Below are 21,417 nucleotides of genomic sequence, written 5' to 3' on the forward strand. Positions count from 1 at the left end.
AGCGCTCGACGTTCTAGGAGCGTCTTCATGGCACGTCCGGTCGGTATCGATCTCGGCACGACGAATTCGGTGGTCGCGGTTCTGGAGGCCGGTGAACCCACCGTGATCGCGAACGCGGAAGGAGCGCGAACGACGCCGTCGGTGGTGGCGTTCGCGAAGAACGGCGAGGTGCTGGTCGGTGAGGTGGCCAAGCGCCAGGCGGTGACCAACGTCGAACGCACCGCGCGCTCGGTGAAGCGGCACATGGGCGACAACACGTGGCACTTCCCCGACGTCGGCGACATCGACGGCAAGCGCTACACGGCGCAGGAGATCTCGGCACGAGTCCTGCAGAAACTCAAACGCGACGCGGAGGCGTATCTGGGCGAGAAGGTCACCGACGCGGTCGTCACGGTGCCGGCGTACTTCGACGACGCGCAGCGGCAGGCGACCAAGGAGGCCGGCGAGATCGCCGGTCTGAGGGTGTTGCGGATCGTCAACGAGCCGACGGCGGCGGCGCTGGCGTACGGCCTGGACAAGGTGCGCGACCAGATGATCCTGGTGTTCGACCTGGGCGGCGGCACGTTCGACGTGTCGCTGTTGGAGATCGGCGAGGGTGTCGTGGAGGTCAAGGCGACGCACGGCGACACCCACCTGGGCGGCGACGACTGGGACCAGCGGGTGATGGATTACCTGGTCAAGCAGTTCAAGAACGCCCACGGGGTGGACCTGTCCAAGGACAAGATGGCCCTGCAGCGGCTGCGCGAGGCGGCGGAGAAGGCCAAGGTGGAGTTGTCCAGCGCGACGGAGACCTCGATCAACCTGCCGTACATCACGGCCTCGGCGGAGGGCCCGCTGCACCTGGACGAGAAGCTCACCCGGGCCCAGTTCCAGCAGTTGACGGTCGATCTCCTGGAGCGTTGTCGCGGGCCGTTCCACGCGGCGATCAAGGACGCGGGCATCTCGGTGAGCGAGGTCGACCAGGTGGTCCTGGTGGGTGGCTCGACCCGGATGCCGGCCGTCACCGAGTTGGTGCGCGAGCTCACCGACGGCAAGGAGCCGAACAAGGGCGTCAACCCGGACGAGGTCGTCGCGGTGGGTGCCGCGCTTCAGGCGGGTGTGCTCAAGGGTGAGGTCAAGGACGTCCTGCTGCTGGACGTGACGCCGCTGTCGCTTGGTATCGAGACCAAGGGCGGCATCATGACCAAGCTGATCGAGCGCAACACCACGATCCCGACCAAGCGTTCGGAGATCTTCACCACGGCGGACGACAATCAGCCGTCGGTGCAGATCCAGGTGTTCCAGGGCGAGCGCGAGATCGCCGCCTACAACAAGAGACTGGGCATGTTCGAGCTGACCGGTCTGCCGCCGGCCCCGCGTGGGTTGCCGCAGATCGAGGTCACCTTCGACATCGACGCCAACGGCATCGTGCACGTGTCCGCGAAGGACCTGGGCACGGGCAAGGAGCAGTCGATGACCATCACCGGCGGCTCGGGCCTGCCGAAGGACGACATCGACCGGATGATGCGCGAGGCGGAGGCGCACGCGGAGGAGGACCACCAGCGTCGCGAGGCCGCGGAGACCCGCAACCAGGCCGAGCAACTGGTGTACACCACCGAGAAGTTCATCAAGGACAACGGCGACAAGGTGCCGGCGGACGTGCGGGGAGAGGTCGAGACGTCGCTGACCGGGCTCAAGGACGCGCTCAAGGGCGAGGACTTGGCCGCCATCCGCGACGCCGCGGAGAAGGTCGGCACGATCAGTCAGCGGATGGGCAGCGCGATGTACGCGAACGCGCAGCCGGGCACCGACGGTACGGCCGGAGCCGGAGCCGCCGGTGACACCGTCGAGGACGACGATGTCGTCGACGCGGAGATCGTCGACGAGGACAAGCGGGGAGGTGGGGCCGCGTGAACCGGACCTCTCCCGGCCCGGGGCTGTTGCCGGTGCCCGCCGGGCATCCGCAGTCGCCGGTCCTGGCCACGCTGGTGACCGAGATCGCCGCGTTGCGCGGGCAACTCACCGAGCGGGTGGACGAGATGCGGCGCCTTCAGGCCGACTACGACGCCTATCGAGCGCACGTGCGGCGGGATCGGCTCGCGATGCGGGAGGCGGCGCTGGCCAACGTGCTGACCCCGTTGCTGCCGGTGGTCGACGGCTTCGATCGGGCCCGGGCCGCGGACGAGTTGACGTCCGGGGTCGCCCGAGTCGTCGGTCAACTCGAGGACGCGCTCGCGGCCCTGGGGTTGCGGGGGTTCGGCGCGGTCGGGGACACGTTCGACCCGCACGTCCACGACGCGTTGGCGCATCGGCCCTGTCGAGGGGCGGATCCGCCGATCTGCTCGGTGGTGCACACGCCGGGCTACCGCGTGGGGGAGCGGCTGTTGCGCCCGGCCAGGGTGACGGTGACCGGGCCGGGGCCGGGGCCGGGGCCGGGGCCGACGGCGGACAGCCGGGGAGAAGCGGGGGCTGCGCACGAGCACGGGTGACGGAAGGGAGCGGCGGATCCGACGGAAGGGAGTGGGCGGATCGTAGGCGCGGCAGGTCGAAACGGGTCGGCGCGGAGGGGCTCGGCGGGTGCCGACCGGACGGGGGCTCGGAAGGGGTAGTCATGCAGATCGTCGGATGGCACATCGAGATGGAGTTCAAGGAGGACGGGAAGCGGACCGAGGCCGCCGCGCTCCTCCGGTTGCGGGACGGAACGGAATTGCGTTCGCACGCGCACGCCAGTCGTTACCCGGATGATCCCGATCAACCGCAGGTGGGCGAGGAGATCGCCGCGGCGCGGGCGCTGACGGATCTGACCCGGCAGTTGCTGGACAAGGCGGCGGGCGAGATCGAGACCACGACGCGCAAGCCGGTGACGACGCTGGTGTAGGCGGCCCGGACCGTACCGAATCGGCGTGGGCGAGCGGTGGTTCGCCCCGCCGATGTCGGTCCGGTCGTACCGGAGCGTTCGATCGAGCGGGTTCGTATCGAACGGTTCCCATTGAGCGGTTCGAATCGAGCGGTTCGAATCGAGCGGTTCGGTCGAACGGTTCGGTCGAGTCGGCGCGCGCCGGCGTCGGGGAGTTGCCCCCGCCGGCGCGCGCCGCGGCTCGGATGGGTGCGGTTTCGTCGAGATGCGCGCCGATTCGGCCGCTATGAACCCGGGTTTGTAGCGAGGCAACGACAGCGGCGGTACTCTTAGCGCGACCGGACGATTACTGTGAGTTGTCAACAGTCGATGTGGCGCAGTCGCCCGATTCGGCACGCCGCGCGAGGGTTTCGCGGGACGGTGGTGCGGATCGCCCGGCGGGCCTTCGACGGCGGGGGGCAGAGAGAAGCCGATGAGTGCGGCGATCGAGGTACTCGTGATCACCCCGGTCCGGATCTATCGCGAGGCCACCGTGCGGGCGCTCGCCGACGAACCCGCGTTGCGCCTGGTCGGGTCGGGTGGGTCCGCCGCCGAGGCGGTCTCGGGGGCGCTGCGCCTGCGACCATCGGTCCTGCTGCTCGATCTCGCCACGCCCGACAGCATTCCGGCGATCCGTGCGATCCGGTGCGGCTCGCCGGAGACCCGGTTGATCGCGCTCGGCGTGGACGAGTCCCGCGACGACGTGATCACCGCGGCCGAGGCCGGCGTGGCGGGTTTCATCGGCCGGGAGTACTCCGTGTTGGAAACCGCAGCCGCGATCGTCGGCGCGGTGCGCGGCGAGGCGTCGTGCAGTCCGCGGATCGCCGCGCTGCTGCTGCAACGTGTGCAGTCGCCGGCCCCCGGCGCGCAACGCGGGGTGTCCGCATTGCCGGAGACGCTGACCGCGCGCGAGCGGGAGATCCTCTTTCTGATGGCCGAGGGGATGAGCAACCACGCGATCGCCCGGCAACTGTCCATCGGCCTGTCCACGGTCAAGACCCATGTGCACGCGGTGCTGCGGAAGTTGGACGTTCCGCATCGCGAGGCCGCGGCGACGCTGCTGCGCTCGGTGCCGGCCGACCGACCGATGGGCTCCGCGGACGCGGGCGCGGACGCGCGATCGGATCGGCCGATCGCCGACGCGCCGACGCGGGCCCCGCGTGCCCGGCGTGCGCCGGATCTCGGGCAGCCCACCAACGGTGGGCCGGCGCGCGCCTGACGCCGATTGGCTCCGTGGGCGTACGCCCGTTCCTCGCCCTCGGGGCGCGATCCGGCGTGGGCTCCGCGGGTGGATGTCGATCTCCACCCCGGGTGGAGGAGGGCGCATCGGTGATCCATCGGGGATCTCCTCCCGCCGCGCGCAAAGATCGTCCTGTCGGGTGGATGACGCGTCGGCGGCCGGTGATCAAGGATCACGACATGGCCGCCACCGCCTCGATCGATTCGAGCGCATCCGTCTTTCCCGACCTCTCCGATCTGGAGCGGTGGATCGCGGACGTGCTCGCGCGGGCCGTGGCGGCGATCGACCGGCAGGACGAGGAGAGTTCGCTGGAACGCCTCTACCCGTCGTACGGCGAGGTGCACCACGCGCTGTCGGGCAAGCCGCGCCCCGCGCCCGAGCCGATCACCACCCCGCCGCTGCCCGCCCACGTGACCCGGCCGTTGACCCGCGCCGGGTTCGACGCGTTCGAACTGACCGTCGTCGCACTGGCGTTCGCGCCCGATCTCGATCCCGCGTTCGGCCGGGCGATCGGCTGGTTGCAGCGCGACCCCGGGCAGCCGTACCCGACCCTCGACCTGCTGGCCCGACTGTGTTGCGAGACCGGCGCGGATCGGGCGGCGGTGGCGGTCCGCCTCTCCTCGGCCGGACCGCTGGTGCGCCGCGGGCTGGTCGAGCCGGTCGGAGCCGGGTCCGGGCCCTCCTACGCGAGCGCGGTGCGGCCCTCGGCGGTGTTGTTGCGCCGGCTGTTCGCGATGACCCGAATCGCCGACGAACTGGCGCCGTTCGCCACCCTGGACGGGTACGCGCCGGCCGGCGTGGTCGATCCCGAGGCGGCCGAGGTGCTGGTCGCCCGGCTGACCGGCGATGATCCGACGCTGACCCACCTGCACGGTGCGGCGCCGGCGAACTGCCTGGATCTGGCGTGGTGGAGCGTGGCACGGGCCGGGCGCCGGGTGCTGACCGCTCGGCCCGAGGGGTTGGCCGAGCCCGCCGTCGTGCGCGGGCTGGCCGCCGAGGCGCTGCTGCGCGAGGCCGTGCTCGTGGTGGACGCCCACGCCGTGATGCCACCCGCGTCGGTGTGGGAGCACTTCACCCACACGATCGTGATCGGCGGCCCCGACTCGCTCGCGCCCACCGGACCCGAACTGTCCGCCGAGTGTGTGGTGTCGCTGCCCGTGCGGCGGGCGCCGGCGGTGGGTGGTTCCGGCGGGCTCGGCACCGCGCTGGCCGATCGGGGGGTGCGCGTCACGGGTGGCACCGGGCCCGACCCGCTCGTCGGCTGGACCCATCTGGCCGGCGCCGAACTGCGGCACACCCTGGACGCGGTCGCCGCCCGGGCCCGCGGCCGGTCCGAGGCAGGTGCCGAATTGCACACCACGCCGGCCGAGGCGGCCGACGTCGCGGCCCAGGTCACCGGCGGCGAACTGGGCCGACTCGCAGCCCGGTTGACCACCTCGGACGACTGGTCCGCGCTGATCGTCCCGGACGACGTCGGCGAGCGGCTGAACGACGTCTGCGCGCATCTGAGCGCCCATCGCATGGTGCTCGACGGGCACGGGTTCGCCGGGCGACCCGGCCAGGGACGAGGTGTGTCGGTGCTGTTCGCCGGGCCCAGCGGCACCGGCAAGACGCTGGCCGCGCGACTGGTCGCGGGCCGGCTCGGACTGCCGCTCTACCGGGTGGACCTCGCGTCGGTGGTGTCGAAGTACATCGGCGAGACCGAACAGAACCTGGACGCGGTGTTCACCGCCGCCGCGCGCACCGACGCGGTACTGCTGTTCGACGAGTGCGACGCGTTGTTCGGCAAGCGCAGCGAGGTGCACGACGCGCGGGACCGGTACGCCAACCTCGAAGTCGCCTATCTTCTCCAGCGGTTGGAGGACCACGACGGGCTCGCGGTGCTGGCCACGAACCTGCTGCACCACATGGACGACGCGTTCATCCGGCGGCTGACCTACTGCGTGCACTTCCCGTTCCCGGAGGCCCCCGAACGCAGGCGGATCTGGCAGCGCGTCTGGCCGCCGGCAATGCCCCGCGACATCGACCTCGACCTGGGCGAACTCGCCGACGGCTACCCGCTGTCCGGTGGCCACATCCACAATGTGGCGGTCGCGGCGGCCCACTTGGCGGCGGCCGAGGGCCGGGTCGTGGACCGGGCGGCGGTGTTGCGGGCGATGGCGCGCGAGTACGACAAGATCGGGCCCTCCCCGCAGGCCGCCGTCCCGGTCGGGGTGGTGTGATGGCGTCCGCTCCGAAGGCCGGCGGCGACGGCGGATCGCACCTGCCCGCCGAGTTGGAGTCCCGCGCCGAGCGCGCCCGGCCGCTGGACGCGTCGGTGCGCGGTCCGATGGAGCGTTCGTTCGGGGCGTCGCTGGGCGATGTGGTCGTGCACACCGACGCGGATGCCGCGGCGTCCGCCGATCGGCTCGACGCGAAGGCGTACGCGGTCGGTCGGCATGTCGTGTTCGGCCCGGGGCGCTACGACCCGCACTCGGACGCGGGTCGCGCGCTGATCGGGCACGAACTCGCGCACGTGGTACAGCAACGGCGCGGCGGCGTGGCGCCGGGACCCGGCGGTGTACACCCCTCCGGAACCGCCGCCGAGGGCGCCGCGCACCGTGCGGGCGCACGGGCCGCCGCCGGGCTGTCCGCCCCCGTCGCGGGCGGCACCGCACCCGGCGTGTCCCGCGCGCCGAAGAGCGAGGAGGACCCGGAGGTCGCCGCGCTCAAGGCGGAGAACCGCGCGGCCGACCTGAGGAACCTGGGCGTGGCCGAGGGCATCGTCCTGGAGGGCGCCGCCATCGTCGAGACGGTCGTCGGCTTCCGCTACAGCGTGCAGGACCTGGAGCAGCGCGGCGTCGACAACCTGGCCTCGGCCCTGGGCCTGGGGGCCGACGGCAAGGCACGGCTCCAGGTCGCTTCCGATCTGCTGACCGGTGGCGCGGTGCTGCGGGCGGTGCGGGACAAGGCGAAGGTCACCGGTCTGGTCGACCCGGTCACCGGTTCACCCGTCATCTCGTCCCAGGTCACCGCGGCCGGCGACTGGCTGGAGGCGAAGTACGACGAGAACCTCGGGACCCGAGCGCCGAAGAACGACGATCTGTTCACGGACCGCGAGTTGGGCCAGATCTTCGGGCAACTCGCCGCGAAGACAGTACTCACGGCGATCGACGTCGAGGAAGTCGCGGTCGCTCTGGCGGCGGTGAACGTCATCGGCGCCGTCAAGTCGATCCTCGACGCCGTCAACGCCAATCCGGACGGCTGGCCGTCCGACGTGCACTTCTGGACCCAGGTGGTGGCCGCGGTGCTCACCCTGGCCGGGATGCGCGCGGGCAGCGCCAACAAGAAGATCGCGATGTTGCTGATCGACGCCGCGTTGGCCGGTTTGACGCTCGCGCCCGTGGTGAAGCGGCTCGTGTCGGACTGGCGGCGGCCGGCCGGCGCGGACCGGGACGCGGCGCTCAAGCAGGACGCGAAGGACCTGGCGAAGGCGCTGCTGGCACTGCTGCACCAGATCCTGCTCCAGGCCGCCGCGAGCCGGCGCGCGAAGCCCGGCGGCGGGCCCCCGGCGGCGGGTGCCGCATCGGGCGCGGCCAAGACCGGCCCGACGACCGGGAAGCAGCCCGCCTCGCACGGCGAGCCGCATGCGGCCACGCCGCCGCAGGCCGTGCACGCTCCGTTGGCGACGCCGGCGCCGACCTCGGCCGCGCACGTCGTCGCACCCGCGACTCCCGCCGTGCCCGCCGCCGCGCCGAAGGCCGCTGCCGCGAAACCCGCGGCCGAGAAGGGCAGCACGCAGAAGCCCACCGGTCAGGGGCCGTCGGCCAAGGGCACCGCGAGCAAGACGACGGCCGGCGCGGCGGCACCCGCGGCTGCGACTCCGGCGATCCCGGACCCGGCGAACACCACGCCGGCGCAGGTGAGTCCGGGCGCGAAAGCTGCGAAGCCCAAGGCCGCGAAGCCCAAGGTCGCGGGCGAGAAGACGACGGTGGCGAAGACCACCGCAGCGCCGGCCGAGGGGCAACCCGGGTCGGCGCCGGCCACCGCGGCTCCGACACCGGTGCAGAAGACGACCCCGAAGTCCGGAACGGCGGCGGCCAAGAAGGCGACCGCGGCGAAGATGAAGGCGGCGACCAAGGAGAAGGCGGCGGCCAAGAAGGCGGCGACCAAGGAGGCCGCCGCGGCGAAGAAGGCGGCGGCCAAGGAAGCGGCGGCCGCCAAGAAGGCCGCGGCCAAGGAAACCGCGGCGGCGAAGAAGGCCGCGGCCGAGGAGGCCGCCGCCGCGAAGAAGGCCGCCGCGGGCAAGGGGCAGTGGGCGTACGACCGTTCGGGCCTCAGCCTCTCGTCCCGCCAGTGGAGCAAGCGTTCGCAGGAGGTTCGGGCCGCCCACCCCGTATGTGAGATGTGCCAGATCCGTCCCTCGGCCGCGGCGGACCACCTCACGGCGCTCAAGGACTGGGAAGCCGCGATGGGGGCGGGCATCGTCACCCGCGAGCAGGCGCGGGCCGCGGCGAACGACCCGAGCAACCTCGCCGGGATCTGTACGCCCTGCAACTCGGGCAAGCAGGACCGCCCGCTCGGCAATCCGCAGATCCTGCCCGGCGCGTGGGAGCCGCCGAATCCGACCCCGCGCATCCTGCAGATGATGCGCGACCAGGGAACCCAGTGGTGAGCGCGTGATCGACATCCTCGACCTGATCATCCGGGAGACCCTGATCGCCGGTGTGCCCGGGCTGACGAGTGCGCGGATCGGGTTCCAGCCGCCGGACGACGACTGGCGGCAACGGGTCGGTGCGAGCACCGGCGTCTGGGTCAACTGCGCGCTGGTGGACCTGCGCGAGGACCGGACGCTGCGGCAGAACATCCGGCGGCGGATCACCACCGGCTCGGTGACCGTCGAGCGCCGCGAACCCGTGCGGATCCGCTGCCACTACCTGATCACCGCGTGGAACGCGGCCAAGGACAGCGCCCAGATGCCCGCCACCGAGCAGGAGCACACCGTGCTCGGCGCGGTCCTGGCCGTGTTCCTGGACGCCGACCCGATGGTCGCCTCGGCGATCCTGACGCCCGAGCAACTGGCCAAGGTCCCCGCCACGTTGCGCGAGGCGGAGCTGCCGGTGGAGGTGGTGCCACCGGAGGGGTTCACCAAGCTCGCCGAGTTCTGGGGAACCGTCGGACGGGCCACGTCCTGGCGACCCGCCGTCTACCTGATCGTCACCATGCCGGTCCCGGAACCGGACCGACGGATCGACGGCTTCGTGCATACGGTGCTCACCTCCTACGACGGCGTACCACCCCCGGTCGGCAACGGCTCCGCCGAACAACTCGCCGACGTGGGCGGCCTCGTGCTCGACGCGACCGGGGGGCCGGCGGCGCCGCCGGTGCCGGTGCCGGGCGCGGACATCGTGGTCTACCACCCGGCGGGGCTCGTGGTGGCCCGGGTCCGCAGCGACGGCGACGGGCGGTTCGTGCTCGTCGGCATCCCGCCGGGGGAGTACCGGGCGCGGGTCACCGCCGCCGGATTGCCGCCGCCCGCCCCGCAGGCGGTCCGGATCCCCGGATCCCCCGACGCGCTGATCGAACTCCGCTTCACCTGAGAGGACACCCGCCATGGCCGTGCAGGTCTCGTACCCCGGCGTCTACATCGAAGAGACCGAGCCCGCCGCACCCATCCAGGGTGTGTCGACCAGCGTCGCGGCGTTCATCGGCATCAGCGGACACGGGCCGACCGCCGAACCCACCCTGGTGACCAGCGCGGACGCGTTCACCGCGTTGTTCGGGCGGCCGGTGGACGGCGGCGACGTGCCCTACCACCTCCCGCTCGCGGTGGACGGGTTCTTCCGCAATGGCGGCGCCCAGTGCTTCGTCGTGCGGGTGGGCAATGCCAAGCCCGCCGCCAAGGATCTGCCGGGCCGCGCATCGGGCGCGCCGGTCGTGGGCCGGGTGGAGGCCCGGCTCGATGGCCCGGACGGCGAGGGCGGTTCGATCCGGATCGTGGATTCGAGCGCGCTGGCCAAGGCGCTGACGGCGGCCGGCCATGGCACCGATCTGCCGGTGGTGCAGGGGAAAGCGGACATCACCGCGGTCGACGCCACCCGACGCGTGCTCACCGTGAACGCGGTCGGCGACCTGGCGGCCGGTGAGCGGGTGGTCGTGGCCAAGGGCACGGAAACCCGAACGGTGCGGGTGAAGTCGGTGCAGGAGCCGGACACGATCGTCCTCGACCAGGGCCTGTCCGGCACGACCGACTTCGTCGGCGGCAAGGTGACCTCGGACGATCTCACGGCCGGAGACCCGGTGTTGCGGCTGAACGTCCCGCCTGGCATCGCGCTGCGACCGCTGGTCCCGATCGGCTCGTCGGTGCGGGTCGGCGACGGCACGAGTACCGAGTGGGGGATCGTCGCGTCGGTCACCAACGACACGCTCACCCTGCGCAAGCCGCTCACCAAGGCGTACAAGCTCGCCGCGCCCACCCGCGTGTCGACGGCCGAGTTCGACCTGACCGTCACCGACGGCGACGGTGCGGAGATCACGTACCCGAACCTGTCCACGATGGCATTGCATCCGCGTTGGTGGGGTGGCCCGTCGGTGTCGAGCACCTACCTGAGGATCGTGCTCGAGCCGGATGCCCCGATCCCGGTCGGCGATCCGCGCCCGGCGGCCGGGACGCACGCGTTGACCGGGGCGGTCGCGGACGATCCGCAAACGTCCCTCGGCGATGTGACGGGCAAGATGGTCGAGCACTTGGCGCTGATCGAACCGATCGACGAGATCAGCCTCGTGCTCGCCCCGGGCTGCACCGACGTCGGCGCGCAACAGGCGATCGTCGACCACTGCGAGAAGCTCTACGACCGGTTCGCCATTCTGGACAGCGTGCCGGGCGCCGACGTGCCGACCGTCATGGCGCAGCGCGCGAGCGTCTGCGGCAACCAGGACAAGGGCTTCGCGGCGCTCTACTACCCCTGGATCCAACTTCGCGACCCGGCCAAGCAGATGGTGGTCCTCCAACCCCCGTCCGGCCACATCGCCGGGATCTACGCGCACACCGACGCGACCCGAGGGGTGCACAAGGCCCCGGCCAACGTCGGCATCGCGGGCGCGCTCGGTCTCGAACGCCGGCTCCTGGACTCCGATCAGGGCCTGCTCAATCCGGACGGCGTCAACGCGCTGCGGATCCTGCCCGGGCGCGGATCGCCGGTGGTGTGGGGTGCGCGGACCACCACGAACAACCGCAACTGGCAGTACATCAACGTGCGGCGGCTGTTCCTCTTCCTGGAGGAGTCGATCCAACAGGGCCTGCGCGGCGCCGTGTTCGAGCCGAACGACCTGGAACTGTGGGGCAAGCTCAAGCACACCCTCACCGAATTCCTCACCCGGGTCTGGCGGGACGGCGCACTCTTCGGCGCCAAGGCCAAGGACGCCTTCTTCGTCCGCATCGACGAGGCGTTGAACCCGCCGAGCACCCGCAAACTCGGCTTGCTCTACATCGAGATCGGCGTACAGCCGGTCTATCCGGCGGAGTTCATCGTGGTCCGGATCGGCATCTGGGACGGCGGCGCGCAGGTGAGCGAACAGTAGCGGCCGACCCCGCGCGGCGGCGCGGACCCGGACCCGCGGGCGCCGCCCGCGAGCACCCACGATCGGCAACGGACAGGCAGCGGAGGACGCCGTGAGCACAGGCGATATCCAGGATCCCTTTGTCAACTTCAACTTCAAGGTCGAACTCGACGGCATCATCCGGGTCGGGTTCCACGAGGTGAGCGGCCTCGACGCGACGGTGGACGTGGTGGAGCACCGCGAGGGCGGATGGAACATCACCCCGTACAAGTTCCCCGGTCAGGCCAAGTACGCCAACATCGTGCTCAAGTGGGGCATGACCACCGACACCGAGTTGTACGAGTGGCATCAGCAGATCGTCGAGGGCGACATCCTGCGCCGCAACGGCGCGGTGTTGCTGCTGGATCGACGCGGCGTGGTCACCTCGCGGTGGAACTTCGTCCGGGCCTGGCCGACCAAGTACACCGCGCCGGCGCTCACCGCCGAGGCCGACGACATCGCGATCGAGACGCTCGAACTCGTCCACGAGGGATTGGTGCGGGTGCAGTGAGCATGCTTCGGATCGAACACGACTTCACGCTGCCCCTCGGGCTGCTCGGCGAGGACGGCGCGCTGCATCGCGAGGGCACGATGCGGCTGGCCACCGCCGCCGACGAGATCCTGCCGCTGGCCGACCCCAGGGTGCAACGCAACCCGGCCTACCTCTCGGTGATCCTGCTCAGCCGGGTGGTCACCCGCGTGGGCGGCGTCGAGACGGTCACCCCACGCACCATCGAGACCCTGTTCGCCGCCGACCTGGCGCACCTCCAGGAGCTCTACAACCGGATCAACACCGTGGACGAGCCCGCCGGTTCGACGGAGGGGTCGTGCCCGAACTGCGGCGAGGAGGTCCCAACGGGCCACGAGCGCCTGGGGGGATCCGTGGATATCCGGTCGATCGGCTGAGGGAGGAGATCGCCTTCGTCGCCTACCACCTGCACTGGTCGCACGCCGAGTTGATGGACCTCGACCACGCCGAGCGCCGGCGCTGGGTGGAGCGGGTGTCGGCCATCAACCAGCGGCTCAACGAGGCGGCCGGCACGCCATGACGGCCGGCGACGCGTGCACCGTTTCGCATCCGGTATCGAGCAGGCCACGACCCCGGGTCACGCACACGACGTGACACCCGGCATCGAGCATCGCGAAGGGAGAAGACCGTGACCGTCACGGGAGTACGCGCGTCGGCGGCCGGATGGCCGGTGCGATCGGCCTCGGCAGCGATGCTCGCCGGGGTCCGGGCCCGGGTCGCGGGGATCACCGGCCATGGACGCGCGGGCCGGGTGGAGACCCGGGTGCCCGGAATCGGCCTGGTCCTGCACACGTTGCCGCGCCCGGCCGGCACCCGTGCCCCGCGCCCGGCGTCGGTCCACATCCCGGACATCCGGCGCTGTGCGCATGTGCGGCTGGACGTCCGGGTGACCGCGCCGCCCATGGTCGCGCTCGCCCGTGCCGAAACCCCCGGGCCGTACTCGCCGTCCTCCGCCGGGCCGGGTCGACTGCCCGCCCCGGTGCTGCGCACCGTGTTCGCGGGTGCCGGCCGCGCGTTGGCCGAACGCGCTCGGGTGACACGGGAGTTGTACGTGCGCGGCGCGGGCCGCGGTCGGCGCGTCGAGGAGCCGGCGCGGGCCGGTGCGTGGCCCGGTCGCGGCGGGCGGCCGGCCCCGCAGGGCCGTTCCGGCGGCCGGCCCGGGAGCGCCCTGACGTGGGCCGTGCCCACCCGCCCCGCGCCCGCCTCGACTTCGGCCGAGTCGTACACCGCGCCGGCCGACACGTCGGCGCGCGGCCGGGCCGAGCCGGGGTACGGCCATCCGCAAGCGGCGCCCGCGCTCACCTCGGCCGACCTGCCCCGGCTGGTCGACGGGGTGGTCCGGGAGATCGACCGTCGGGTGCTCGCCCGGCAGGAACGCCGGGGGTGGAGCCGATGACGGTGATGGAACGCGCGACGATCACCAACACCGTCACCGGCGCACGCACCCGGGTGTTGTTCAACCCGGAGGACTACACGGTCAACCGGGAGACCACCTACGCCCAACTCCCGGTCCCCGGGCTGTCCGCGCCGGTCGTGCAGTTCGTGCACGGCAACGCGCGGACGCTGGAGATGGAACTGTTCCTGGACTCGCTGGAGGCCAACGACCAGGCGGGCGCGGGCAGCGACGTGCGGATCCTGGTCCGCCGGGTGGTGGACCTGATGGACATCGACCCCACGCTGCACGCGCCGCCGCCGCTGGTGTTCGCGTGGGCGAGCCTGACCTTCACGTGCGTGTTGACCCGGGTCGCGCAGAAGTTCGTGATGTTCAAGCCGGACGGCACCCCGGTGCGGGCCCGACTGACCGTCACCTTCAGCGAGTTCCGCAACGTGGACATGGAGGCGAAGGAGGTCAAGCGGCAGACCTCGGACTACACCAAGGCGCACACCGTGGTCGCCGGCGAGACCCTGCAACTGATCGCGTGGCGCGAGTACGGCTCCGCGTCCGCGTGGCGGCCGATCGCGCTGCACAACGGGCTGGACGACCCGCGCGCGCTGCCCGTGGGCGCGACGCTGCACGTGCCCCGGCTGCCCTACCGGGACCCGGGCACGAACGAGGTCTTCGACGCGCCGCCGCGGGAGGTGCCCGCGTGAGCGTATTCCCGCAGTACGCCCCGGAGATGCGGCTGCGCTTCGCCGGGCGGCCGGCGCCGGCGGCGCTGCGCGGCTCGGTCACCGGCGTGACCTGCCAGACCGGCATGGGCGACGCCGACCGATTGGAGGTCTCGCTCGCCAACGAGGGCCTGCGCTGGCTCGACGACCCGCTGTTCCGGTTGGACACCGAGGTGAGCATCGCGCTGGGCTACGCCCCCGACGAGCCGCGCCGGTTGTTCACCGGCGAAGTGGTCGGCACCGAGGCGAGTTTCCCCTCCGACGGAATGCCGATGTTGCGGGTGGTCGCCCAGGACCGGCGCACCCGCCTGGCCGCCGCGTCGCCCGCGCGCTGGTTCGGCGTCCCGGTGCCCAAACTCGGCGTGTTGCCGCTGCCGGATGCGGTGGTCGCGCCGCTGCTGGCGGTCGAACACGGCATGATCCCACTGCTCGACCCACTGGGCGCCTTCCTGTCGGCGGCCCTGGGCGCGGTGGACGTGGTGGCCTCGCTGGAGGACCCGAGCATGCGCCAGCGGGTGGTGCGCCGCCAACAGTCCGAGACCACGCTCGACTTCCTGAAGAAGATCGCGGTGGAGAACGCGTGGGAGCTGATCGTCGAGCACGACGGCGAGCCGTCCGGCTACGTGCTCCGATTGATGTCGCCCGCCGCCTATCTCTCGCCCGACGTGACGTTGCGCTACGGGCGCTCGCTGATGGAGTTCACACCCCGGATCAGCACCGTCGGGCAGATCGAGAGGGTGTCGGTGCGGGTCTGGCGGCCCGAGGTGCGCTTGGAGTTGACCGTCTCGGTCGGCTACGACTGGGACCGCCGGGCACTGTCCATCGAGGTGGCCCCGGGGTTCGGACTGCCGTCGGGCCGCCAGGTGCTGCTGGTGGACGAACCGGTGACCATCGCCACCGCTCCGCGCCTGATCGTCTCCAAGCTGCTGCCCAGGCTGAACCGGCGTACCACCGCGAGCGGTTCATGCGTGGGCGACCCCCGGATCAGCGCCGGGCGGGTGTTGCGGATCGAGGGCGTGGGAGAGACGTTCGGCGGCCTGTGGCGGGTGGTGTCGGCGCAGCACACGCTCGACGGCGGCGGCTATCGCACCTCTTTCGAACTGCGCAAGGAGATCTGGTTCGGCGGCATCCCGCCCGCGTCCCAGGGCGCGGTCCGGGTCCAGGGCGGGCCGTTGTCGTTGCCGGCGCCCAACTCGTAGCGGTCGTGGGGCCGTTCCCGTGACGTGTCCGGTGACCGGCCGCGCACCCGCTTCCACCCGTTTTCGACGTACCACCGGACCCCTCGGAGGATCGGCATGTTCGAACCGCTCTTCGACGCCCTCGACGACATCCACGCGTCCGACAGTCCCCGGGTGACCGGCGTGGCGCCGGCCACGGTGGTGGACAACCTGGACCTGACCGGTGCCGGGCGGGTACTGGTGCGGTACGCGTGGCTGCCGGGTGTGGAGCCGTGGGCACGCGTGTGCGCGCCGGTCGCCGGCGACGGTTCCGGGGTGTGGTTCATGCCGCAGCCCGGCGACGAGGTGCTCGTCGCCTTCCGCAACGGCGACGTGCGCGAGCCCTACGTGCTCGGCGGACTGTGGACGATGACCTCGCGGCCCCCGGTGGACCTGCCCACCGACTCGGTGACCAAGCGGGTCATCCGCACGCCGGTGGGCCACGAGGTGGCCATCGACGACCTGGTCCAGACGGTCACGCTCACGCACGCCCTGGGCCACTCGATCGAGATGTCCGTCGACGGGATCACCCTGGCCGTGGCCGGCGGCGCGGCGAAGATCTCGCTGACCACCTCCGGCGCGGTGACCGTCACCGGCACCCGGTCGGTCGAGGTGAGCGGGCTCGACGTGAGCGTCGAGGCCGGCAACGGCCTGGCGGCGAAGGCCACCCGCGCGGACATCCGGGCCGCCGCCACCTGCAGCATCCAGGGTGCCCTGGTGAAGATCAACTGACCGTTCGCGGACGAATGTTCGCACCCACCGATCACTTTCGAGGAGGCACCCGTGCCCGCAGCAGCGCGCGTCACCGACCCCACCGGCCACCCCGGCATGGTCGCGGGACCCGGCGTGCCCACCGTGCTGATCGGCGGACTGCCCGCCGCCGTGCAGGGCGACATGCACGCGTGCGCGTTCCCGCCGCCCGCCGCCCACCCGCCGTCACCGTTCACCAAGGGCTCCGCGACGGTGCTCGTCGGCGGTCGCGGCGCGCTGCGCCAGGGCGACCTGGCCGGCTGCGGCGCACCGGTGGTGGCCGGCGTCCCGACCGTGCTGATCGGAGGCTGACGATGGCCGAACCGAACGCGCCGCTCGATCCCGACCCCGCGCAGCACACCCCCGCGGACGCCGCCGTGCTCGGCCGGGGCTGGGCCGCGCCGGCCCGCCTGGACCCGCTCGGCGAGGCGGCCGAGGCGGCCGGGCCGGAGAAGGTCCGCCAGTCCGTGCTGCTCATCCTGGGCACTCGGCGCGGTGAGCGGGTGATGCGTCCCGACTTCGGCGCGGGCCTGGAGGACATGTTGTTCGAGCCGGTCACCGCGGCCACCGCCGCGCTCGTGCGACTGCGGGTGGAACAGGGCCTGACCGCGTGGGAGCCGCGCATCGACGTGCTCGGTGTGGAGGTGTCGGTGGCCGATCGCGCGGCGGGCCGACTGGACGTGCGCATCGACTACCGGATCCGCGCCACCAACACCTTCTACAACCTCGTCTACCCGTTCCACCTGCACGAAGGGGCGGCCACGTGAGCACGCCACGAGGTCGCGCCGAAGTGGTGGCCGCGCTGCTGGCCGCGCGGACCGGCTGGGTACCCGACTGGCATCCGACCCCGGGCGGGCCGTCCCTGGGCGTGGCACACGGACTCGGCGCGCTGCTGGCCGCGCTGGAGGAACGGCTGGCCGCCCTGCCGGACCGGCAACTCGCCGCCCTGCTGGACATGGTGGGGGTGTCGCTGCTGCCCGCACAGGGCGCCGGCACCACGGTCCTGCTCCAGCCGCTGCCCGGAGTGAGCGGGGCCCGGGTGACCGCGGGATCGCGGCTGGGCGCCGGCGTGCCGGGACAGGACGCGCCGCTGGTCTTCGAGACCCGGGACACGGTGGCACTGGCCGGCGCGCCGCTGGTCGAGGTGTGGAGCCTGGACCCGGGCGCGGACGCCGCGGCCGACCACTCCGCCGACGTCCTGGCCCGGCGCCCGGTCACGCTGTTCACCGGTCTGCGCCCCGCCGTACGGGAGTTGTACCTGGCGCACGACACGCTCCTGGCGTTCGCCGGGCGGGCCACCGTGGAGATCACCCTGGTCCTGGGGCGACCCGCGTCGAGCCCGCTGCGGATCTCCTGGACGTGGTGGGACGGCGGCGCGTGGCGGGCGTTCGCGCCCTGGGGCGACGGGGACGACGCGTCCCGCGACGGCACCGCGGGGCTGACCCGCTCGGGCACCGTACGCCTGGTGGCGCCGTGTGCGACGGCGGTGACCACCACCGTCGAGGGCACCGAGTCGTACTGGCTGCGCGCCCGGCTGGACTCGGCGCTGAGCGGCCGACCCGGCTTCGTGGTTCCCGAGGTGGCGCGGGTACGGCTCGCGGCGGTGAGCACCCACGCGCGCCTGGCGCTGTTCACCGGCCCGCCGACCGGTGCCGACACCACCGTCACCGTGCACGCCGCGCACGGCACCACCGCGCCGCCGGAAGTGACCGTGCACGTCCGGGACACCACCGCGGCGAGCCAGGCCGACCCGACCGCGAAGCCCGGCACGCCGGTGGCGATCGGGACCGCGCACCTGGGCCACACGGTGCGGTTCGGCGTCACCGTGCCGCCCACCGCCGCGGACACCTTCACCGCCGGCACGGCGACCCCGAAACCGGGCATCGACTACTTCGTCCTGGACGACCCCGACGACCTGACCGCGCCGCTCGCCCTCGATGCCCCCGCGCACCTGGACCTGACCGTGCGCACCGGCCTGGCCCCGGACAAGGCGGTCGCCGACGCGCAGGCGGTGGACCCGACCCGGGCCTTCACCCCGCTGGGTCCGGCGCCGGTACGGGGCAGCGCCTTCCACGTCGCGTGCGACGCCGCGTTCGCCAAGCCCGGCGCCCGGGTCACCGTGGTGCTCGGCCGGCCGCGCACCGCGGCCGAGGAGGCCGACCAGCGCACCGGCGAACTCACCGGCGGGGTACAGAACGCGAAGGCGTTCCGCGACAAGACGGTCGCCGACATCCGCGCCGTGGCGGCCACGTTGGCCGAGTTGACCGCGGTCACCGGAGACCTGGGGCGCGCGGTGGTCTCGCCGCTGTCCGGCGAGGACCCGACCGCGTGGTACACCCAGGTCAAGACGCACCTGCGGGACGCGCTGACCACGTTGCGCGGCGCCGCGCAGGCCGAGCCCGGCCTGTTCGGCAACATCGGCTCGGCGCGCGACCACGTCACCGCCGCGCAGACCGCCGCGAACCCGGCCGCCGACCTCGCCGCGGCGCTGGCCGCGCTCGGCGGCGCCCCACGCGCGAGCGCGGGGCTGCTGCTGGCCACCGCCGACGTCACCGCGCAACTGTCCGCCGGCGCGAGCGCGTTGACCGCGCCCCGGGCCGCGCTCGCCCAGGCGCTCGGCGGCGGCAGCGACGCCCAGGTGGTCGCCGCGCACGGCGCGCTCGCGTCCGCGCTGGGCACCGTCCTGGCCACCCCCACCCCCTACCTGGCCGACACCCCGCTGCCGTCCTTCCTCAGCGCCGACCCCCAGGCGTTCGTGACCGACGTGACCGCACGGATCGACGCGGCCAGGACCGCCGTGGACACCCAGGTGGCCAAGGCCCGCACGATCGCGACCGCGCTGGCGGACCTGGCGCCGGAAGACCTGCTCAAGGCCGTGGTCGGCGCGCAGATCCCCAACCAGCTCACCGCGCCCGAGGTGACCTGGGAGTACCACGACGGCACCCGCTGGCGGGCGATCGGCGCGGCGGGCGCGCCCGCCGTACTGGCCCTGCAACGCTCGGGAGCGCTGCACTTCACCGTGCCCGGCGACTGGGCGCCGACCTCGGTGACCGGCGACGAACGCCGCTGGCTGCGCGCGCGGTTGGAACGCGGCAGCTTCTCCTTCCTGCGTCAGGTGAGTTGGACCGACAAGTCCGGCGTGCTCAACTTCCTGCCCGTGGTGGAGCCCCGGCCGCCGGTGCTGGACCGCTTCGAGGTGTTCTACCGGCACGTCGCCGGGCCCGAGGACCCGCGACACACGCTCGCGCTCGACGACCACGCGTGGGCCGACCTGACCGCCGACCTCGCCTTCCCCGGACCCGGCGCCACGCCGTTTCGCCCGATGGTCGAGACCGCCCCGACGTTGTACCTGGGCTTCGACGGCGAACTGCCCGCCGACCGCCTTGGCCTGTACGTCGAGCCCGCCGGCGAGGACCCCGACGCGGTCCCGGTACGACCCACCTGGGAGGGCTACGACGGCACCGGCTGGGTCCCCCTGGCCGGCGACGACGGCACCGAGGGCTTCACCCGAGGCGGCGTGGTCGGCCTGCTCTGGCCCGGCGCCGGCGGCCCGCCCGGGGCACCCGTCGCGGGCGCCGCGGACCGCACGGTGACCCTGCTCGGGCGCGGCGCCGCCGCCCGATTCGCGCCCGGCGACCGGCTGTTGCTCACCGACGCGCGCGGCGGCGAACCGGTGCTGGTGGCCGGCGCCGACGGCGAGACGCTCACCGTGCGCGACCGCCTCTCCCGCGCCTACGCGGGCGGCGAACTGCGCGACGCGCCACCCGCCCGATTCGGCACACCCCGCACCTGGATCCGGGCCCGCTTCCCCGGCGAGGCCGAACCCCCGCGACCGGTGCTGAGCGCGCTGGTGCCCAACGCGGCCCGCGTGCAGCAGGTCCAGACGATCACCGATGAACTGCTCGGCTCGGCCGACGGCAGCGCCGGACAGGTCTTCCAGGCCATGCGCACCCCGGTCCTGGACGGCGCGGTGCTGGAGGTGCGCGAGCTGGACGGCGAGCGCGCCTTCGTCGATCTTCCGCTGCTGCGCCGGGAGTTGGCCGAGGGGGCGGGCGCGGCGCTGCGCACGGTGGCCGATCCGCGCACGGGCCGGGTGAGCGAGGTCTGGGTGCGCTGGGACGAAGTTCCCTCGCTGGGACTGGCCGGCCCGGCCGATCGGGTCTACGTGTGCGACCACGCCACCGGGCGGGTGTTGTTCGGCGGGAACGGACACGGGCGGGTTCCGCCGGTGGGGCCGGACAACGTGCGGCTGCGCTCGTACCGTTCCGGCGGCGGCGCGGTCGGCAACGTGCCCGCCGGCGCGATCACCCAGGCGATCGGCGCGGTCGCGGTCGGCGCGGTGAGCAACCCCCGGGGCGCGAGCGGCGGCACCGACGCCGAACCGTTCCCGGACGTCCTGCGCCGCGGCCCCGCGCTGCTGCGACACCGCCGGCTCGCGCTGACCGAGAGCGACGTGGCCGCGCTGGCCCGGGAGACCGTCCCGGCGATCGCGGCGGCCCGCGCGCTGGGCGCGCGCGACCGGCACGGTCGAGTGCTGCCGGGCGTGATCCGACTGGTCGTGGTGCCGCGCGACGGTACGGACCGGCCGGAGCCGACCGGCGAACTGCTGCGCCGGGTACGGGACGCGGTCGGCGCGCGGATGCCGGCGGCGGCCCGACTGGTGGTCGAGGGCGCGCGCTATTTCCCGATCGGCGTGGCGGCCACCGTGCGTCCGGCCCGGGCCGGCGACGCGGGCCCGGTGCGCGGCGCGGTGCTCGCCGACCTGGCTCGCTTCCTGCACCCGCTGGACGGCGGCCCGGCCGGGACCGGCTGGCCGTTCGGCCGGGGCGTGTACCTGTCCGACCTGGCCCGGCGCCTGGAGGCGGTGCCCGGCGTGGACGTGGTGACCGCGCTGGACCTGACCGTGGACGGCGTACCCGCCGGCGACGCGGTGCCGGTCGCCGCCGACGCCGTGGTGTGTGCCGGACCGCTCGTGGTGCGGCTCGCCGGGCCGGGGGAGGCCGGAACGGGGCCGGGGGCGGCGCGGCCCGTCGGGGCGCCGCGGTCCCCACAGGCCCCGGGAACGCCGGGATCCGCCGGGTGTTCGCGATCCTCGCGATCCCCGGGAAGGGAGTACTGA

At 73.1% G+C, this 21,417-nt stretch carries 18 protein-coding genes; all 18 read left to right on the plus strand.

From position 1 onward, the window contains the following. The first annotated feature begins 27 nt into the window (after positions 1–27). The 18 genes from dnaK to OG948_RS49740 all read left to right on the plus strand — a co-directional run bounded on the left by dnaK (position 28) and on the right by OG948_RS49740 (position 21,417). A complete protein-coding gene (gene dnaK, locus OG948_RS49655; RefSeq protein WP_331771644.1) occupies positions 28–1,893 on the plus strand; it encodes a molecular chaperone DnaK in 1,866 nt (621 codons plus the stop codon). Further along, positions 1,890–2,468, plus strand: a complete 579-nt coding sequence (grpE, locus tag OG948_RS49660) for a nucleotide exchange factor GrpE (protein ID WP_331771645.1) — start codon at positions 1,890–1,892, stop codon at positions 2,466–2,468. The genes dnaK and grpE overlap by 4 nt, the downstream gene beginning before the upstream one ends. Before the next feature lie 122 nt (positions 2,469–2,590). Next, a complete protein-coding gene (locus OG948_RS49665; protein WP_331771646.1) occupies positions 2,591–2,857 on the plus strand; it encodes a DUF1876 domain-containing protein in 267 nt (88 codons plus the stop codon). Positions 2,858–3,308: 451 nt separating this feature from the next. Next, on the plus strand, positions 3,309–4,094 hold the full coding sequence (locus OG948_RS49670; RefSeq protein WP_331771647.1) for a response regulator transcription factor: 786 nt from the start codon (positions 3,309–3,311) through the stop codon (positions 4,092–4,094). A gap of 200 nt (positions 4,095–4,294) precedes the next feature. After that, positions 4,295–6,337, plus strand: coding sequence for an ATP-binding protein (locus OG948_RS49675; RefSeq protein WP_331771648.1), 2,043 nt, complete (start codon positions 4,295–4,297; stop codon positions 6,335–6,337). Then, positions 6,337–8,769, plus strand: a complete 2,433-nt coding sequence (locus tag OG948_RS49680; protein ID WP_331771649.1) for a DUF4157 domain-containing protein — start codon at positions 6,337–6,339, stop codon at positions 8,767–8,769. The genes OG948_RS49675 and OG948_RS49680 overlap by 1 nt, the downstream gene beginning before the upstream one ends. Before the next feature lie 4 nt (positions 8,770–8,773). Continuing rightward, complete coding sequence (locus tag OG948_RS49685; protein WP_331771650.1) at positions 8,774–9,694, plus strand: Pvc16 family protein; 921 nt, start codon at positions 8,774–8,776, stop codon at positions 9,692–9,694. Between the two features lie 13 nt (positions 9,695–9,707). Next, positions 9,708–11,675: a phage tail sheath subtilisin-like domain-containing protein gene (locus tag OG948_RS49690; protein WP_331771651.1), complete on the plus strand. Its 1,968-nt coding sequence runs from the start codon at positions 9,708–9,710 to the stop codon at positions 11,673–11,675. 91 nt (positions 11,676–11,766) lie between these two features. Beyond that, positions 11,767–12,204: a phage tail protein gene (locus tag OG948_RS49695; RefSeq protein ID WP_331771652.1), complete on the plus strand. Its 438-nt coding sequence runs from the start codon at positions 11,767–11,769 to the stop codon at positions 12,202–12,204. A gap of 2 nt (positions 12,205–12,206) precedes the next feature. After that, positions 12,207–12,599: a hypothetical protein gene (locus OG948_RS49700; protein ID WP_331771653.1), complete on the plus strand. Its 393-nt coding sequence runs from the start codon at positions 12,207–12,209 to the stop codon at positions 12,597–12,599. Then, on the plus strand, positions 12,521–12,742 hold the full coding sequence (locus tag OG948_RS49705; protein ID WP_406300691.1) for a DUF6760 family protein: 222 nt from the start codon (positions 12,521–12,523) through the stop codon (positions 12,740–12,742). Before OG948_RS49700 ends, OG948_RS49705 begins: the two co-directional genes overlap by 79 nt. Before the next feature lie 108 nt (positions 12,743–12,850). Further along, complete coding sequence (locus tag OG948_RS49710; protein ID WP_331771654.1) at positions 12,851–13,618, plus strand: hypothetical protein; 768 nt, start codon at positions 12,851–12,853, stop codon at positions 13,616–13,618. Beyond that, complete coding sequence (locus OG948_RS49715; RefSeq protein ID WP_331771655.1) at positions 13,615–14,313, plus strand: peptigoglycan-binding protein LysM; 699 nt, start codon at positions 13,615–13,617, stop codon at positions 14,311–14,313. Before OG948_RS49710 ends, OG948_RS49715 begins: the two co-directional genes overlap by 4 nt. Then, entirely contained in the window at positions 14,310–15,530 is a 1,221-nt protein-coding gene (locus tag OG948_RS49720; RefSeq protein ID WP_331771656.1) for a hypothetical protein, read from the plus strand. The genes OG948_RS49715 and OG948_RS49720 overlap by 4 nt, the downstream gene beginning before the upstream one ends. A gap of 96 nt (positions 15,531–15,626) precedes the next feature. Then, a complete protein-coding gene (locus tag OG948_RS49725; protein WP_331771657.1) occupies positions 15,627–16,280 on the plus strand; it encodes a phage baseplate assembly protein V in 654 nt (217 codons plus the stop codon). A 51-nt stretch (positions 16,281–16,331) separates the two neighbouring features. After that, positions 16,332–16,610 carry a PAAR domain-containing protein gene (locus OG948_RS49730; RefSeq protein WP_026217775.1) on the plus strand — a complete coding sequence of 93 codons (279 nt, stop codon included), beginning with the start codon at positions 16,332–16,334 and terminating at the stop codon, positions 16,608–16,610. A 2-nt stretch (positions 16,611–16,612) separates the two neighbouring features. Further along, positions 16,613–17,065: a GPW/gp25 family protein gene (locus tag OG948_RS49735; protein WP_331771658.1), complete on the plus strand. Its 453-nt coding sequence runs from the start codon at positions 16,613–16,615 to the stop codon at positions 17,063–17,065. Then, positions 17,062–21,417 carry a hypothetical protein gene (locus tag OG948_RS49740; RefSeq protein ID WP_331771659.1) on the plus strand — a complete coding sequence of 1,452 codons (4,356 nt, stop codon included), beginning with the start codon at positions 17,062–17,064 and terminating at the stop codon, positions 21,415–21,417. The genes OG948_RS49735 and OG948_RS49740 overlap by 4 nt, the downstream gene beginning before the upstream one ends.

Source organism: Embleya sp. NBC_00888 (genome assembly GCF_045207655.1).
Lineage (GTDB): Bacteria > Actinomycetota > Actinomycetes > Streptomycetales > Streptomycetaceae > Embleya.